We start from the raw sequence: 15,577 nt of genomic DNA on the forward strand, positions 1-15,577 counted from the left end.
CGTCACGGCAGCCCCTTCACCAAAACCCGCGAATCCCGGCCACACCCTGACCGCCACAACGACGCGCTTGATCAAGATCGGCAGGCGACATTCCGCCGAGCGCAAAAACCGGCAACGAAGCCGCCTCAACCAAAGTCTCAAAACGCTCCCATCCAAGCGCCAAAGCACCCGGATGCGACGCGGTAGGCATCACCGGCGACAAGGTCGCAAAGTCGACGGATAGAGATGCCGCGATGGCCAGCTCCGCTGCATCATGGCAGCTGGCGCCCACCAGCTGATGCAACGGTAAGGGTCGCTCGGCACACGTACTTAGTTGCGCACTCTTGAGCTGCACCCCTACCCCATCACCCAACTGCCGCGCACCCTCGATATCCTCGTTGAGCATCAGCCAGGCACCATGCAATCGCGCCGACGGAAGCAGCGCAGCAGCCAGCTCGCGCACGGCCTTCCGGCTCCACAAGGGCAGCCGCAACTGGATCAATCGGGCACCTTGCTCGATCGCGTCAGCGACACGCTCCCGCCACACGTCCCCATCCGCCTGCTGCGCATCCGCTGGCGTAATCGCATAGACAGAAGGCAGTCGAAGCGCCTGGAGAATAGGACGATCGGCAGGCGCGAGCATGGAAAGATCCACCGCCTCCGGCAAAGCCCATTGCAAGGCCTGCCCTTCCAGCGATGCCGGCTCACCATCCCAACGCTCGACCAGCCATGCGTCGAGGCATAGCTCGCCCTTGTCGTAACGCCAGGGAATGCGAATCAGCGGGGTGCCGTCCTCGACATCGATCCCGAGTTCTTCGCGCAGCTCACGCACCAGGGCATGCCACGGGCTTTCGCCTGGCTCGATCTTGCCACCAGGAAATTCCCATAGCCCCGCCAGATGCTTGCCGGGCGGCCTTTGCGCGAGCAATACACGGCCGGCGGTATCGCGAAGGATGCCGGCCATTACATGCATGGGATGGGCGGGAAAACTCAGGCGCTGCGGATGTATTCGACCATGTCGAAGTCGTACTTATGCTCGGCATCCTTCTTGTGATGCACGCGCGAGACTTCGGTCCAGTCGCTGAAATGGACACCGGGGAAGAACGTGTCCGCGCCTTCGGTCGCTGCATTGACCCAGGTCAGGTACATGCGGCGCACCATCGGCAAGGCTTCGGCGTATACCTGCGCGCCACCGATGACCATCAGGCCGGTATCGCCGCAGCGGGCCTGCGCTTCCTGCACCGTGCGAACGGTGATCTGCCCCGGAAACGGGGCTTCGTGCTTGCGGCTCAGAACCAGGTTGACGCGATCGGGCAACGCACGTCCCACCGAGATGGCCGTGTTGTAACCCATCAGCACATGCTTGCCGAGGGTGAGCTGCTTGAACCAGCGCAGATCGTCCGGCAAATGCCAAGGAAGCTGGCCTTTGCGGCCAATGGCAGAGTTTTCATCCAGCGCGGCGATCAACGAAATAGCCATGGAAATCCTAGTTCAGCAGCCTAAAGAACACCCTGCGCCGAACAAATCGCCCGGCCCAGCGCATCGAATATTAGCAGGATCGCGCCAAGGGGGCTCGACAGGCGTGGCGCAAACTCTTGCCCTCAGACGGCGACCGGCGCCTTGATGGCCGGATGCGGCGCGTAGTCCTGCACGGCGATGTCTTCGAAGCGGAAATCGAACACCGAGTGCACGTCCGGATTGAGCACCAGCCTGGGCAATGGCTTGGGCTCGCGCGCAAGCTGCTGCCGAGCCTGCTCGACGTGATTGTTGTACAGATGCGCATCGCCCAGCGTGTAGACGAAATCGCCCGGCTGCAGGCCGCAGACCTGCGCGATCATGTGCGTAAGCAGCGCGTAACTGGCGATATTGAACGGCACACCCAGAAAAATATCGCCCGAGCGCTGATACAGCTGGCAACTCAAACGACCGTTCGCCACATAGAACTGAAACAATGCATGGCACGGCATCAGCGCCATCTTCGGCAGCTCGCCCACGTTCCACGCATTGACGATCAGGCGGCGCGAATCCGGGTTACGGCGGATCTCGTCCACCACCCAGCTGATCTGGTCGACAGCGCCGCCATCGGCCTTGGGCCACGCACGCCACTGCTTGCCATAGACCGGGCCCAGCTCGCCGTCGGCATCGGCCCATTCGTCCCAGATGCTGACGCCGTTTTCCTTGAGGTAGGCAATATTGGTGTCGCCGCGCAGAAACCAGATCAGCTCGTGGATGATCGATTTCAGGTGCAGCTTCTTGGTCGTGACCAGCGGAAAGCCCTTGGCCAGATCGAAGCGCATCTGCCAGCCAAATACGCTGCGCGTGCCGGTGCCGGTGCGATCGGACTTCTCGGCCCCGTGGTCGAGTACGTGCTGCAGGAGATCAAGATAGGCGCGCATAAGACTAGACCTTGGCCGATTCGGTCGCTGGCGACAGGATGGGCGCCCGCCGCGACATGGCCAGCAATATAAGCCCGATGGCAATCAGCGGCAGAGACAAAATCTGGCCCATGGTCAGCCAACCGAAGGCAAGGTAGCCCAGCTGCACGTCAGGCAGCCGGACAAACTCCACCAGGAAGCGGAAACAGCCGTACATCAGGGCGAACAGGCCGGATACGAGATAGCGCGGGCGTGGCTTCATCGACACCACCCACAGCACGCAAAACATCACCACACCCTCCAGCAGCATTTCGTACAGCTGCGAGGGCTGGCGCGGCAAGCCGTGGAACTGCTCGAAGATCTTGGCCAAGGCGGGGTCGCCGGCCGCCAGCTGGGTATCCTGCTCGCCTGCGTTCGGGAAGATCATCGCCCACGGCAGGTTGCTGGGCTTGCCCCAAAGCTCGCCATTGATGAAATTGCCCAGGCGGCCCAGCCCCAGGCCGATCGGCACCAGCGGCGCGACAAAGTCCACCGTGTCCATGAAATGCAGCTTGTGCCCGCGCGACCACCACAAGCCCGCCACTAGCACGCCGAGCAGGCCGCCGTGGAAGCTCATCCCGCCGTCCCACACCTTGAACAGGGCCAGCGGGTCGGTCCATATCCAGTGGATATTGGTATAGAACAACATGTAGCCGACGCGGCCGCCGACGATCACGCCCATCATCGCGTAAAAGGCCAGGTCGCCCAGCGCATCGCGGCTTACCGGCAAGCGGCCCTGCTTGCGGCGGTGCTCGCCCAGCATCCATGCACCCAGAAAGCTCAACAGATACATCAGGCCATACCAGTGAATCTGGACCGGCCCCAGGTGAAAGGCGACAGGATCGATGGCGACGGTATAAGGCTGGCTCATGGGACTCGGAGCAATGGCAAAGGCCAAGTGTAACGCGCCGGAGGCACGCTCGACTGTCGCCGAGCCGTCGCTATACTCGCAGGACGGAAGTCAGGCCCGGCTACTGGGGAGTACGGGACTTGAGACCTCCGGGTGCCGGCCGCCAGGCTCCTTGGCGTCCAAGGCATTGTCGAAGGAGCGAATGGGGGAAAACGTATGCTGTTTCGAGTTGCGCGGACTGCGCTGTCCGCGTTGTGCCTGTCATTGCCTGTCGCTGCGCTCGCAGCAGACCTGATTCCGGTCGAAGATTTCGCCCGCCACGCCGAGCTGTCCACCCCGCGCCTGTCGCCGGACGGGCAATATCTGGCACTGCGCATGGACGACAACTCCGCCGGCAGTCATTCGCTTATGGTGTTTCGCGTCGACGACATGACCCAGCCGGTCAGCGTGCTGCGGATGCCTAAATACGAGCTACCCGCCGATATCTACTGGGTAAGCCCCACGCGCCTGGTCGTCGAAAAAGGGCGCGTATTCGGCTCCATCGACGTACCCAAGCGTACCGGCGAAATTATCGCGACCGATCTCGACGGCAAAAACCAGGACTATCTTTACGGTTACGACGTGGGCGCCAGCAAGCGCGGCAGCACGCGTGGCCGGGACCGTGGCTCCGCTTTTGTAACTGCCATCCCGGAAAAGAACGACGGCCATTTTTATGCAAGCGAGAACCTCTGGGATAACGACAACGTCAGCTCGGTTTACGAGATCGACGGGATCAAGGGATCACGCAGGCTGGCCGGCGATATCAGCGTTGGCAACATGCAGTTTTTCGTCGGTGATGACGGTGTCGCCCACTACGCATTCGGCAACAACAACGACTTCAATTACGTGGTCTACCATCGCGAAGCCAGCGGCTGGGCCAACCTCGACAGCAAACTGGTCGGCAGTTATTTCGAACCCAAGGCACTGACGCCCGATCACAAGCATGTCTATGCGTTCTACAGCGCCGACGGCGGCCCCACCAGCCTGATCGTGCAGGACGAAAGCGGCGGCGATCGACGTGTATTGGCGCAAGACGCGTTCGGTGAAGTCGACGACGTTCAATATACGCCGCATCCTTACGAGCCTTTTGCGGTGACCTACGGCACGGGCATTCCAAAACCGGTCTATACCAACCCGGATCTGCCCGCCGCCAAGCTTCACATGGCGCTGAGCCAGAAATTTCCGGGCGAACTGGTTAACTTCATCAATTACAGCCAGGACGGAAAACAGCTGTTGTTCTCGGTCTCCAGTGACCGCGATCCGGGCAGCTATATGCTGATCGATACCACCACTTACAAAGTGCGCAAGCTTTTCGCGTCAGCACCGTGGATCGATCCGAACAAGATGGCGTCGCGCCGCCCGGTGCACTTCAAGGCCAATGACGGCAAGGAGCTTGAAGCGATCCTGACCATCCCGCGCGATGTCAACGAAGCCAACCTGCCGATGGTACTGCTACCCCATGGCGGCCCCTTCGGCATCAAGGATGATTGGTTTTATGACGATCTCGCACAGTTCGTCGCCAGCCGCGGCTACCTCGTGCTGCAAGTCAACTTTCGCGGTTCCGGCGGGCGTGGCGTCAACTTCGAACATGCCGGCTACAAGCAATGGGGCGGCCGTATCCAGCAGGATCTGATCGATGGCGTGAAGTGGGCGATCAGCGAGAACTACGCCGATCCCAAGCGCATCTGCGTGTTCGGCGCCAGCTTCGGTGGCTACTCGGCCATGATGGCCCCCCTTCGCGCACCGGGCCTGTTCAAATGCGCCGTCGGTTACGCGGGCGTCTACGATCTGAAGATGATGTACGACCACGACGTCAGCTCAAGCAAATTCGATCGCAGCTTCTTTGACAAGACGCTCGGCAAGGACCCGGCCGAACTCGCCGCCAACTCGCCCGACAAGCTCGCCGACAAGATCGACATCCCCGTGTTCCTGGTTCACGGCGAAGACGATCAGGTTGCTCCGTTCGCCCAGTTCAAGGCGATGCGTGCAGCGCTCGACGCCGCCCACAAGCCTTACGAGTCGCTCACCAAATCGGGTGAGGGCCACGGTTTCTACGACGAGAAAAACAACGTCGAGTTCTACAACCGCCTGGCAGCTTTCCTGGCCAAGAATATCGGCCCGGACGCAGCGGCAAGCCACTAAGCGGGGACCTCGTGGCCGGCGGCGCCTGCCGGCCACGAATTTTATAGCTCATAAATAACAATGGCTTGCAAGTCATCGGGCCACCCTTTGGCCCGTAAGAAGTTGCGCCTGCGCGCCGTTTTGGCTTAACGTCCGCCTTACATCGTCTGCCCCCCACGGCCAGCGATGCCGCGGTATGCCGACCCAACCCCGGGTACGGCACGCCAACCAAGGAACCCCTTACGACCGGCGAGGAAATGCTGGCGGAGGGCTGCTGGTTGTTCAAAGTCAAAACTGGAGCTTTTACAACATGAAGCAAAAGACACTGCTGGCTACGGCCATTGCAGCGGCTCTCGTGCTGCCCTTCACTGCATTCGCGCAGGATGCCTCCTCTGCAAGCGCCGACCAGGCCAAGACGCAGAACCTCGAAACCATCACTGTCACCGGCTCGCGCATTCGCAGCGTCGACGTCGAGACCGCGCAGCCGGTGTTCTCGCTGAGCCGTCAGGACATTCAGAAGCAGGGCTTCGTGAATGTCGGCGACATTCTGTCCAACCTCACGGCAAGTGGCGCACCCAGCTATAGCAAGTCGGCCGTCTTGACGTCCAACAACTATGCCGGCGGTTCGTATGTCGCGCTGCGCGGCCTGGGCTTTGCGCGCACGCTGGTGCTGGTCGATGGCCGTCGCTGGGGCACCAATGCCGACGGCTTTACCGATCTCGACTCGATTCCTTCATCGATCATCGAGCGCGTCGACGTGTTGAAAGACGGTGCGTCGGCCATCTACGGCTCCGACGCAATCGCCGGCGTGATCAACATCATCACCCGTTCGGACATCCAGGGTGGCGAAGCCAACGTGTACTACGGCAAGTACGGCCAGGGCGACGGCACTCAGCAGCAGTACGATTTCACCTGGGGTAACAAGATCGGCAAGTTGTCGTACGTGTTCAATGGCACGTACACCAAGGAAAGCCCGGTGTGGGCGCGCGATCGCGACTTCTCGCGTTACCCGCAAGGCCCGCTGCATCCGAATGGCAATCTGTCGCCTTATGGCCCCAACGGCTGGATCAACAACGCTCCGGGCGGCAGCCTGGTGCTCAATCCCGGCGGCGATCCGACCAAGATCGGTGACTACCATCCCCAGACCACCGCCGATAACTACAACGCCGATCAGCAGATGATGCTGCTGAGCGGTTCGGAGCGTAAGTCGCTCTTCGGCAAGCTCAACTACGCCATCAACGACGACGTCAGCTTCCGCCTGGATGGCGCCTATACCGAGCGCACCGCCAACATCCAGATCGCCGGCTATCCGCTCGGTTCGGGCAATACGGGCGTGGTGTTGGACAAGGACAGCTACTACAACCCGCTGGGGAGCCAGCAGGGCTACGCCAACCCGCAGGACGTCCAATTCCTGCGTCGCGCCGTGGAAGTGCCGCGCGTCACCAAGAACACCGTCAAGACCTATCGCGTCGGCGCGGGTTTCGAAGGTGCGTTCCAGGCGGCCGATCGCAACTTCAACTGGGACGTCAGCGGGTTCTTCAACAAGAACCACGGCAGCGTGTTCGGTACCGGCAACTACAACCTGATCAACCTGCAGAACGGACTCGGCCCATCTTTCCGCGATGGCGACGGTGTCATTCGCTGCGGCCGTCCGGGCGCCGTGATTGCCGGCTGCACGCCAGTAAACATTCTGTCGGGTCAGGGCGGCTTGACGCCCGAGATGCTCGATTACATCGGTGTCAACACCAACGGCACCTACGGCACTCAGACCACAGGTCTCGCCGCCAACATCACCGGCGACGTCGTGCAATTGCCGGCCGGCATGATGCAGTTTGCCGCGGGTGTGGAATACCGCCGCGAAGCAGGCTACAACCGTCCGGACGCCTTCTCCGCCACCGGCAACTCGACGGATCCTTCGTCGCAGGCCACCTCGGGCAAGTACAACACCAAGGAAGCCTACGCCGAGTTGAACATTCCGGTATTGGCCGACCTGCCCGGCGCCAAGCTGCTGTCGGTCGATCTGGCCAGCCGCTATTCGAAATACAGCACCTTCGGCAGCACCACCAACAGCAAGTTCGGCCTGCAGTGGAAGCCGTTCGACGATCTGCTCGTTCGCGGCAGCATCTCGCAGGGCTTCCGTTCGCCGACCATCAACGATCTGTACGGCGGCCAGACGCAGACCTTCGACGTCTATACGGACCCGTGTGACTCCGCGTTCGGCGCCGTGGGAACCGGCAATGCCAATGCGATCGCCAATTGTGCCGCCGCTGGTGTGTCGCCGACCTTCCGTCAGAAGGACGGCGCGGGCAAGGATGTCGGCTCCGTGCCGGCCCAATCGACCACAGCGTTCACCTCCGGCTCGAACGACAAACTGCGCCCGGAAACCTCGCTCAGCAAGACGCTGGGCCTGGTCTACAGCCCCAGCTACGTCGACGGCCTGAACATGTCGCTGGACTGGTACAACATCCGCATCAACAACATCATCAGCGCGGTCTCGCCCAACGACGTGCTCAACGATTGCTACCTGCGTGGCGTGCAATCGGCGTGCGGCCAGTTCAAGCGCGACGACAATGGCCAGGTAACCAAACTGTCGTACACGCTTGAAAACCGTGGCCGGCTGGAAACGGAAGGCTACGACTTCAACATCACTTATCGTCTGCCGAAGTTCTCGTTCGGCAGCTTCCGGGTCAGCCTCGATACCAACTACGTCAGCAAGTACAACCAGATCTTCGGTGGCGACACGCCGACGTCGTACAACGTGGGCCAGTACGCCACCTGGCGTGTGCGCTCCAACGCCAACCTGGATTGGACGTACGGCAACTTCGGCGCGACCTGGGGCATCCGTTACTTCTCCGGCCTGAAGGAAGACTGCGTGTTCGACTTCACCGGCGGTTCGGAATGCAACCTGCCGAACTATGTGACGCCGGGTATCGGCGTGACGCCGAAGCGTCAGGTCGGTGCGATCGCGTTCAACGATCTGTCGCTGCGCTGGACGGCACCGTGGAACGGTACGTTCTCGGTAGGCGCAAACAACGTGTTCAACCGCAAGGGGCCGTTCTTCTATACCGCATCGAGCAACGTGATCGGCAACAGCGGGTTCGTCTACAACCCGTCGTACGACTACGGCCGCTTCTTCTATCTGCGCTACAACCAGAAGTTCTAAGCTCGTCCGAGCTGCACTTTCTGGAAAAGGCGGGCCTTCGGGTCCGCTTTTTTGTGAGGTTACGTGGTGGCCGGCCGCGACCACGGCACCCAAAATCACCGACCGTCTTCACCAAAACTAGACAAAAGCGCAAATTTATGCGCAAGAAAACGTAAATGGTACGGGTGTCAGTTCCATGAAGGAAATCATGCCTCTGCATACCAAACCAACATGACAGAATCATTATAAATACTTGAATCAAAAGTATTTATCATCGAAATTGACACGCCAAACGGCGTTCGCCGACATAAAATTTCTTGTGTTACAACAATTTATCGCGACTTTCGCTTCTTTTTGCGCGCTACATATTGCGTTAACGCATCTTCTTGCCTTAACGTCGGGCTCACATCGCATGCCCCACAGCATCAGCGATGCCGAGGCACGCGATCTCAACCCCGAGGGCAGCGTGCAAATCTAGGGAACCAGACCAGCCGGCAAGGAGTGCGGGCGTCTGGGGATTTTTCGGAGTTGCATAACTAATGAAGCAAAAGACCTTGTTGGCCGCTGCCATTGCAGCGGCTCTCGTGATGCCCGTTTGGGCTGCCTCGGCACAAGACGCCGCCCCCACCGCCCCTGACCAGGCCAAGACGCAGAACCTGGAGACCATCACGGTCACCGGCTCGCGCATCCGCAGCGTGGACGTCGAGACCGCGCAGCCGGTCTTCACGATGACCCGCCAGGAAATCCAGAAGCAGGGCTACGTGAACGTCGGCGACATCCTGTCGCACATCACCGCAGCCGGTGCGCCCGGTTACAGCAAGTCGGCGGTCCTGACCTCCAACACCTATGCAGGCGGTTCGTATGTCGAACTGCGCGGCCTGGGCTTCTCGCGCACGCTGGTGCTGGTCGACGGTCGTCGCTGGGGCACCACCGCCGACGGCTATACCGATCTGGACACCATTCCGTCCTCGATCATCGAGCGCATCGACGTCCTCAAGGACGGCGCCTCGGCTGTATACGGCTCCGATGCGATCGCCGGCGTGATCAACATCATCACCCGCTCGGATATCCAGGGTGGCGAAGCCAACGTCTACTACGGCAAGTACGGCCAGACTGACGGTACCCAGCAGCAGTACGACTTCACCTGGGGCAACAAGATCGGCAAGCTGTCCTACGTGTTCAGCGGCACCTATAACAAGGAAGATCCGGTCTGGGCACGCGACCGCGACTTCTCGCGCTACCCGCAGGGTCCGCTGCATCCGAACAGCGGCCTGTCGAGCTTCGGCCCGAGCGGCCTGATCCTCAACGCTCCCGGTGGCGCGCTCAAGCTGAACCCGGGCGGCGATCCGACCAATCTGGCCGATTACCACGGCTATCGCGGTGCGGCCGACAACTACAACGCGGACCAGCAGATGATGCTGGAGCCCGAAACCAAGCGTAAATCGCTCTTCGGTAAGGCCACCTACGCCATCACCGATAACGTCAGCTTCCGCGCTGACGCCGCTTATAGCGAGCGCACTTCGATCATCCAGGTGGCTGGCTACCCGCTGGGCACCAGCAACACCGGCGTGCTGCTCGACAAGGACAGCTACTACAACCCGCTGGGCAGCCAGCAGGGCTACGCGGATCCGCAGGACGTCAACTTCCTGCGTCGCGGCGTTGAAGATCCGCGCATCACCAAGAACACGCTGAAGACCTACCGCGTCGGCGCAGGTTTCGAAGGTGCGTTCCAGGTCGGCGAGCGTAACTTCAACTGGGATGTCAGCGGTTACTTCAACAAGAACCACGGCGACGTCTTCGGTACCGGCAACTACAACCTGATCAACCTGCAGAACGCGCTCGGCCCGTCCTTCAAGGACACCGACGGCACGATCAAGTGCGGCCGTCCGGGTGCAGTGATTGCCGGTTGCACGCCGGTCAATATTCTCAGCGCGCAGGGCGGTTTGACCTCGCAGATGCTGAACTACATCGGCGCGCCGACCAACGGCACCTACGGCACGCAGGAGACTGGCCTTTCCGCCAATATCTCCGGTGACGTCGTGCAGCTGCCGGCCGGCATGATGCAATTCGCCGGTGGCCTGGAATATCGCCGCAATGCGGGCTTCAACCACCCCGACACTTTCTCGCAGACCGGCTTCTCGACGAACCCGTCGTCAGAGTCGACCTCGGGCAAGTACAACACCAAGGAAGCCTACGCCGAGTTGAATATCCCGGTGTTGGCCGACCTGCCGTTCGCCAAGCTGGTGTCGGTCGATCTGGCCAGCCGCTACTCGAAGTACAACACCTTCGGCAGCACCACCAACAGCAAGTTCGGCCTGCAGTGGAAGCCATTCGACGACCTGCTCGTTCGCGGCAGCATCTCCGAGGGCTTCCGTTCGCCGACCATCAGCGATCTGTACGGTGGCCAGGCGCAGACGTTCGACGTCTACACCGATCCGTGCGACTCGGCCGTGGGTGCTGTCGGTACCGGCAACCCCAACGCGATCGCCAACTGCCGTGCGGCAGGCCTGGCGCCGACCTTCCGCCAGACCGACGCGGCGGGCAAGCCCATCGACGGCGGCTCGGGTGCATCGATCACGCCGTTCCTGTCCGGCTCGAACGACCAGCTGAAGCCGGAAACCTCGCTCAGCAAGACGCTGGGCCTGGTCTACAGCCCGAGCTACGTCGATGGCCTGAACGTGTCGTTGGATTGGTACAACATCCGTATCAGCAACGTGATCAGCGCGGTGAGCTCCAACGACGTGCTGGACGACTGCTACCTGCGCAGCATCAGCTCGGCTTGCGGTGCGTTCAGTCGTGATCCGGCCACTGGCCAGGTCGTCAATCTGGTCCATACGCTGACCAATCGCGGTCGCCTGGAAACGGAAGGCTACGATTTCAACGTAACCTACCGCCTGCCGAAGTTCTCGTTCGGCGAGTTCCGTATCAACCTCGATACGAACTACGTCAGCAAGTACAACCAGGAGCTGGGCGGCGACAAGCCGACCGTGTACAGCGTCGGTCAGTACTCGACGTGGCGCGTGCGTTCCAATGCCAACCTGGATTGGAGCTACGGTGACTTCGGCGCGACCTGGGGCATTCGTTACTACTCGAGCCTGAAGGAAGATTGCTCGTTCGATCTGACCGGCGGTCCGGAGTGCAACCTGCCGAACTACTTCACCCCGGGCGTCGGCATTACGCCGAAGCGCCAGGTCGGTGCGATCGCGTTCAACGATCTGTCGCTGCGCTGGACGGCTCCGTGGAACGGTACGTTCTCGGTCGGTGCCAACAACGTGTTCAACCGCAAGACCCCGCTGTTCTACACCGCTTCGAGCAACTCGATCGGCAACAGTGGCTTTGTGGCGAACCCGTCGTACGACATCGGTCGCTTCTTCTTCCTGCGTTACAACCAGAAGTTCTAAGCTCGAACGAGCCGGACTTTTTTGGGAAAGGCGAGCCTTCGGGCTCGCCTTTTTTTATTTGAGGCTGTCAGAAGCAAGAACCAGACTTGCCGCAACCTTCTTAAAGAATAATCGGATGATCCGGCAGTTCACCGCCACGATGCGAACCATCGCTCGGAAAATGCTCCCGCAGCAACGCATTGGCCTGCTCGACGCCACGCAACAAACCACCGCGCCAATCCTCGCGCGCAAATCCTTCGCGCATCTGCTCGCAAATGGCCTTCCATTCCTCAGCCGCGACGCGCCGGGCAATACCCCGGTCGGCAACGATTTCAATCCGATGCTCGGCCAGCAACACGTAAAGCAACACGCCGCTATTGCGTTCGGTGTCCCATACCCGCAAATGCGCGAACACTTCATGCGCGCGCCGGTTTGCGGTCACGCCGCTCAGCACGGCCGATAGCGGCAGACGCGCCTCGATCGCCACACGCACTTCGCCATCGTGCGTCTGTTCGCCTTGCCCGACCAGCTTGGCAACTTCGTCGAGCAATGGCGCCGGAAAGCGCTTGGAGAGCTGGAACCAGCCGTCGAAGGCGTTTTGCAGCAGTCGCATGGTCAGCGCCATCTCACCAACTCCCCGACGAACCGCCGCCGCCGAAACTGCCGCCGCCGCCGCTGAAACCACCACCACCGCCGCCACCCAAACCACCGCCTCCGCCCCAGCCGCCACCGCCGCCAAGGCCACCACCCCAACCACCCCAGCCACCGCCACCGATCGAGCGGCCGCCGCCTGAGGGCAACAGCATGAACAGGCCACCAAGTACGGCGCCGGCGATGCCGGCGAACATCGAAACTACTAACCACAGAAGGCCGCCGACCAACACGCCGCCCAGCACGAAACGCAGACCGGCAGGCACACGTCCGAAAATGCCGCGAATAAAAAACGCGGCAAACAAGCCGATCATCAACCCGGACTGCAAATCGACGCCGCGATGCTGTCGCACCACCGGCTCGACCGGTGGCGGCAATGCCTCGCCATCGATCAACTGGGTCAAGGCACCGACCGCATCGCTGATGCCGCCGTAGTAGTCGTTATTGCGGAATTTGGGCGCGATGTACTCGCGCGTGATGCGTGCCGTTGCCGCGTCCGGTATGGCGCCTTCCAGACCGTAGCCGACTTCCATGCGAACACGGCGATCGTTCTTGGCCACTAACAGCAACAAGCCATCATCGCTGCCTTTGCGGCCGATCTTGTTCGTCTCGGCCACGCTCAGCGAATAGCTTTCCAGGTCCTCCGGCGAGGTCGTCCCGACCATCAGCACGACCAGTTGCGCACCCTTGCGCTTTTCCAGCTCGACCAGACGTGCGTCGAGTTGATCGACCTGCTGCGGCGTGAGCGTACCGGTGAGGTCGGTGGCGTGCCGGGTCAGATGCGGAATGGCCGCATCATCGGCATATGCCACACCAGCGGCCAGCGCCCATGCCAGCGCGAGGCTGACAAGCCAGCGCGCCGCGGCCGCTATTGGATGCCCTGCCCCATCATGTGTCGGCATATGACCTCGCGTTGCCCGAAGCGTTGCGGGCGAGCATGCCGCGCAACGCTTCGTAGCCAGGTGAAACATGCTCAGTGCGCGCTGGCGGCTGGCGCCGGATGCGTACCGAAGTCCACCGTCGGCGCCGTGGAGATCGCCTTTTCGTTGTCGACCGTGAAATTCGGCTTGATCTGATAGCCGAAGATCTTCGCGGTGAGGTTGTTCGGGAAGGTGCGGACCATCGAGTTATATTCCTCGACCGATTTGACGTAGCGGTTGCGTGCCACGGTAATACGGTTTTCCGTGCCTTCCAGCTGCGCCTGCAGGTTCTGGAACAAACCATCCGCCTTGAGTTGCGGATAATTTTCGGTGACCACCATCAAGCGCGACAGCGCACTGGAAAGCTCACCCTGCGCCTGCTGGAACTGCTGCAGCTTCTGCGGATCGTTCAAGGCCTCCGGCGAAAGCTGCATGGTGCCGACCTTTGCGCGGGCATTGGTCACCTGGGTCAGCACGCTTTCCTCGTGCTGGGCGTAGCCTTTGACGGTATTGACCAGGTTCGGTACCAGATCGGCGCGCCGCTGGTATTGGTTGATCACTTCGGACCAGGCTGCCTTCACCGCTTCGTCCTGCCGCTGCATGGCGTTATAGCCGCAGCCGGAAAGACCGACGATCATCACCAACAGTGCAATGATGCGTAAAAGTTTCATAAGGTCGATCTCCGCTCCGATGGATACGCCCCATTGCAGCACCTCGGGGCGCCTGGGCGCAATCGCAATGGCCTGCCTTTCGGCACACCTCCACCTTTTGGCCTAACGCTATGCTCATCTCGTGAAACGAAACGCAGGGCCTCAGACCCTGGGTCGACGATCAGACGCCAAGGAGACTGCGATGAAATCGATACCCTCGCCCCTCTCGGCCCTGTTTTTCTTCCTGCCGCTGGCGGCCTCCGCACAGAATGTACCGCCAGCGGGAGCGGACGACAGTGGAACGAAGGAAGTGCTCGCCGCCATGAGCCGCACCTCTACCACCGGACACCCCGACCTTGCCGGTGAATTTTCCGGCATGCAGGCTTTCGCCCGCGGCGATTTCGCCGCCGCGCTCAAGGGTTTCGAACAAGGCGCTCGATACGGCGACAAGCTCTCGCAATTGAGCATTGGACTCATGTATCTCAACGGCCAAGGTGTCGATAAAGATCCGGTGACCGCGTTTGCCTGGGTAGCCATCGCCGCCGAACGCAAATATCCCCGTTTCCTGGACACGCGCGACCGCATCTGGGCGGGCCTCGATGCGCAACAGCGCGAACAAGGCAAGGCATTGGTGGAACAGTTGTACGGGCAATACGGCGATTTGGTCGCCAAGCCACGACTTGAACATGCCATGCATCAGTCATTGGCCGATATGACCGGCACGGGCTTGAGCTATGCCACCGGGAACGATGTCGTAATGATCGTGCCGGACCTGTACAAGAAACGATGCACCGACACGACCATCAACGGTGCGCCTGTCAGCGGCTGCGGCGAGAATCTCCAGGACAAATCGCGCTGGGATCCGAAGGAATACATGAAGCTGCGCGACGGAACATGGACCGGGACCGTCACCGTCGGCGAGGTGCAAAACAATACGAAAACCACACCTGCAGAGACTTCGGCAGGCAAATAGCCGCCCCGCGTCTGGATATGCTTATCTCAGGCCGTGTCTAGAACCAGCGCGGCCCCAGGATCAGCGCCCAGCTCAGGAAGGTCAGCAATAGCAGCAGAAACACCGCCGCCGAGCCCATGTCCTTGGCGCGGCCGGCCAGCTCGTGAAACTCCGGGCTGACCTTGTCCACCACCGCCTCGACCGCGGAATTCAACAGCTCGGCGCTGAGCACCAGGATGATCGGGGTGATCAGCGCCATCTTTTCCAGGCCGCCCTGGCCCAGCCACAGGCCTGCCGGCACCAATATGACGGCCAGCACCACCTCGAGTCGGAACGAGGCCTCGAAATCCCAGCCTGCGCGCAGGCCCTTCATCGACCATTTGAAGGCTGCCCAGACCTGCCGGGGGCCACGAAAACCCTGCGCGGCCATCGATCAGCCGCCCTTTCCGGCCCGAAGGCGGGTAGGCGTCGACAGGCTG

General features: G+C 61.2%; 12 protein-coding genes. 4 read left to right on the forward strand and 8 right to left on the reverse strand.

What is annotated here, in order from left to right:
* Nucleotides 1–16: 16 nt before the first annotated feature.
* From ACZ6WW_RS02175 to lgt, 4 genes are all read right to left on the reverse strand, one after another.
* Nucleotides 17–943 (reverse strand): Nudix family hydrolase, encoded by a 927-nt coding sequence (locus tag ACZ6WW_RS02175; RefSeq protein WP_465272771.1) that lies wholly within the window; start codon nucleotides 941–943, stop codon nucleotides 17–19.
* Between the two features lie 26 nt (nucleotides 944–969).
* Nucleotides 970–1,458, reverse strand: a complete 489-nt coding sequence (locus tag ACZ6WW_RS02180) for a dihydrofolate reductase (protein ID WP_281852276.1) — start codon at nucleotides 1,456–1,458, stop codon at nucleotides 970–972.
* 122 nt (nucleotides 1,459–1,580) lie between these two features.
* Nucleotides 1,581–2,375, reverse strand: a complete 795-nt coding sequence (locus ACZ6WW_RS02185) for a thymidylate synthase (protein ID WP_465272772.1) — start codon at nucleotides 2,373–2,375, stop codon at nucleotides 1,581–1,583.
* A gap of 4 nt (nucleotides 2,376–2,379) precedes the next feature.
* Nucleotides 2,380–3,264, reverse strand: a complete 885-nt coding sequence (gene lgt, locus ACZ6WW_RS02190) for a prolipoprotein diacylglyceryl transferase (RefSeq protein WP_465272773.1) — start codon at nucleotides 3,262–3,264, stop codon at nucleotides 2,380–2,382.
* Nucleotides 3,265–3,459: 195 nt separating this feature from the next.
* On the opposite strand from lgt, the gene ACZ6WW_RS02195 reads away from it, so the two are divergent.
* The 3 genes from ACZ6WW_RS02195 to ACZ6WW_RS02205 all read left to right on the forward strand — a co-directional run bounded on the left by ACZ6WW_RS02195 (nucleotide 3,460) and on the right by ACZ6WW_RS02205 (nucleotide 11,946).
* The gene (locus ACZ6WW_RS02195) at nucleotides 3,460–5,424 is read left to right on the forward strand and encodes an alpha/beta hydrolase family protein (protein ID WP_465272774.1); all 1,965 of its coding nucleotides are present in this window, start codon (nucleotides 3,460–3,462) and stop codon (nucleotides 5,422–5,424) included.
* 289 nt (nucleotides 5,425–5,713) lie between these two features.
* Complete coding sequence (locus tag ACZ6WW_RS02200; RefSeq protein ID WP_465272775.1) at nucleotides 5,714–8,566, forward strand: TonB-dependent receptor plug domain-containing protein; 2,853 nt, start codon at nucleotides 5,714–5,716, stop codon at nucleotides 8,564–8,566.
* Between the two features lie 518 nt (nucleotides 8,567–9,084).
* A complete protein-coding gene (locus ACZ6WW_RS02205) occupies nucleotides 9,085–11,946 on the forward strand; it encodes a TonB-dependent receptor plug domain-containing protein (protein ID WP_465272776.1) in 2,862 nt (953 codons plus the stop codon).
* A gap of 100 nt (nucleotides 11,947–12,046) precedes the next feature.
* Here ACZ6WW_RS02205 and ACZ6WW_RS02210 read toward each other — a convergent pair whose 3' ends face one another.
* From ACZ6WW_RS02210 to ACZ6WW_RS02220, 3 genes are all read right to left on the reverse strand, one after another.
* The gene (locus ACZ6WW_RS02210; protein ID WP_465272777.1) at nucleotides 12,047–12,538 is read right to left on the reverse strand and encodes a TPM domain-containing protein; all 492 of its coding nucleotides are present in this window, start codon (nucleotides 12,536–12,538) and stop codon (nucleotides 12,047–12,049) included.
* Nucleotides 12,539–12,551: 13 nt separating this feature from the next.
* On the reverse strand, nucleotides 12,552–13,478 hold the full coding sequence (locus ACZ6WW_RS02215) for a TPM domain-containing protein (protein WP_465272778.1): 927 nt from the start codon (nucleotides 13,476–13,478) through the stop codon (nucleotides 12,552–12,554).
* Nucleotides 13,479–13,549: 71 nt separating this feature from the next.
* Nucleotides 13,550–14,167, reverse strand: a complete 618-nt coding sequence (locus ACZ6WW_RS02220; protein ID WP_465272779.1) for a LemA family protein — start codon at nucleotides 14,165–14,167, stop codon at nucleotides 13,550–13,552.
* A 181-nt stretch (nucleotides 14,168–14,348) separates the two neighbouring features.
* On the opposite strand from ACZ6WW_RS02220, the gene ACZ6WW_RS02225 reads away from it, so the two are divergent.
* A complete protein-coding gene (locus ACZ6WW_RS02225; RefSeq protein WP_465272780.1) occupies nucleotides 14,349–15,119 on the forward strand; it encodes a tetratricopeptide repeat protein in 771 nt (256 codons plus the stop codon).
* Between the two features lie 37 nt (nucleotides 15,120–15,156).
* Here ACZ6WW_RS02225 and ACZ6WW_RS02230 read toward each other — a convergent pair whose 3' ends face one another.
* The gene (locus ACZ6WW_RS02230; protein ID WP_281852264.1) at nucleotides 15,157–15,528 is read right to left on the reverse strand and encodes a diacylglycerol kinase; all 372 of its coding nucleotides are present in this window, start codon (nucleotides 15,526–15,528) and stop codon (nucleotides 15,157–15,159) included.
* Nucleotides 15,529–15,577: the final 49 nt, after the last annotated feature.

The organism is Dyella sp. NPDC103356 (assembly GCF_055584465.1).

Excerpts from the sequence above, each read along its gene's own strand:
- ACZ6WW_RS02175 (WP_465272771.1), bottom strand. The coding sequence starts at position 943 with ATGGCCGGCATCCTTCGCGATACCGCCGGCCGTGTATTGCTCGCGCAA.
- ACZ6WW_RS02180 (WP_281852276.1), bottom strand. The coding sequence starts at position 1,458 with ATGGCTATTTCGTTGATCGCCGCGCTGGATGAAAACTCTGCCATTGGC.
- ACZ6WW_RS02185 (WP_465272772.1), bottom strand. The coding sequence starts at position 2,375 with ATGCGCGCCTATCTTGATCTCCTGCAGCACGTACTCGACCACGGGGCC.
- lgt (WP_465272773.1), bottom strand. The coding sequence starts at position 3,264 with ATGAGCCAGCCTTATACCGTCGCCATCGATCCTGTCGCCTTTCACCTG.
- ACZ6WW_RS02195 (WP_465272774.1), top strand. The coding sequence starts at position 3,460 with ATGCTGTTTCGAGTTGCGCGGACTGCGCTGTCCGCGTTGTGCCTGTCA.
- ACZ6WW_RS02200 (WP_465272775.1), top strand. The coding sequence starts at position 5,714 with ATGAAGCAAAAGACACTGCTGGCTACGGCCATTGCAGCGGCTCTCGTG.
- ACZ6WW_RS02205 (WP_465272776.1), top strand. The coding sequence starts at position 9,085 with ATGAAGCAAAAGACCTTGTTGGCCGCTGCCATTGCAGCGGCTCTCGTG.
- ACZ6WW_RS02210 (WP_465272777.1), bottom strand. The coding sequence starts at position 12,538 with ATGCGACTGCTGCAAAACGCCTTCGACGGCTGGTTCCAGCTCTCCAAG.
- ACZ6WW_RS02215 (WP_465272778.1), bottom strand. The coding sequence starts at position 13,478 with ATGCCGACACATGATGGGGCAGGGCATCCAATAGCGGCCGCGGCGCGC.
- ACZ6WW_RS02220 (WP_465272779.1), bottom strand. The coding sequence starts at position 14,167 with ATGAAACTTTTACGCATCATTGCACTGTTGGTGATGATCGTCGGTCTT.
- ACZ6WW_RS02225 (WP_465272780.1), top strand. The coding sequence starts at position 14,349 with ATGAAATCGATACCCTCGCCCCTCTCGGCCCTGTTTTTCTTCCTGCCG.
- ACZ6WW_RS02230 (WP_281852264.1), bottom strand. The coding sequence starts at position 15,528 with ATGGCCGCGCAGGGTTTTCGTGGCCCCCGGCAGGTCTGGGCAGCCTTC.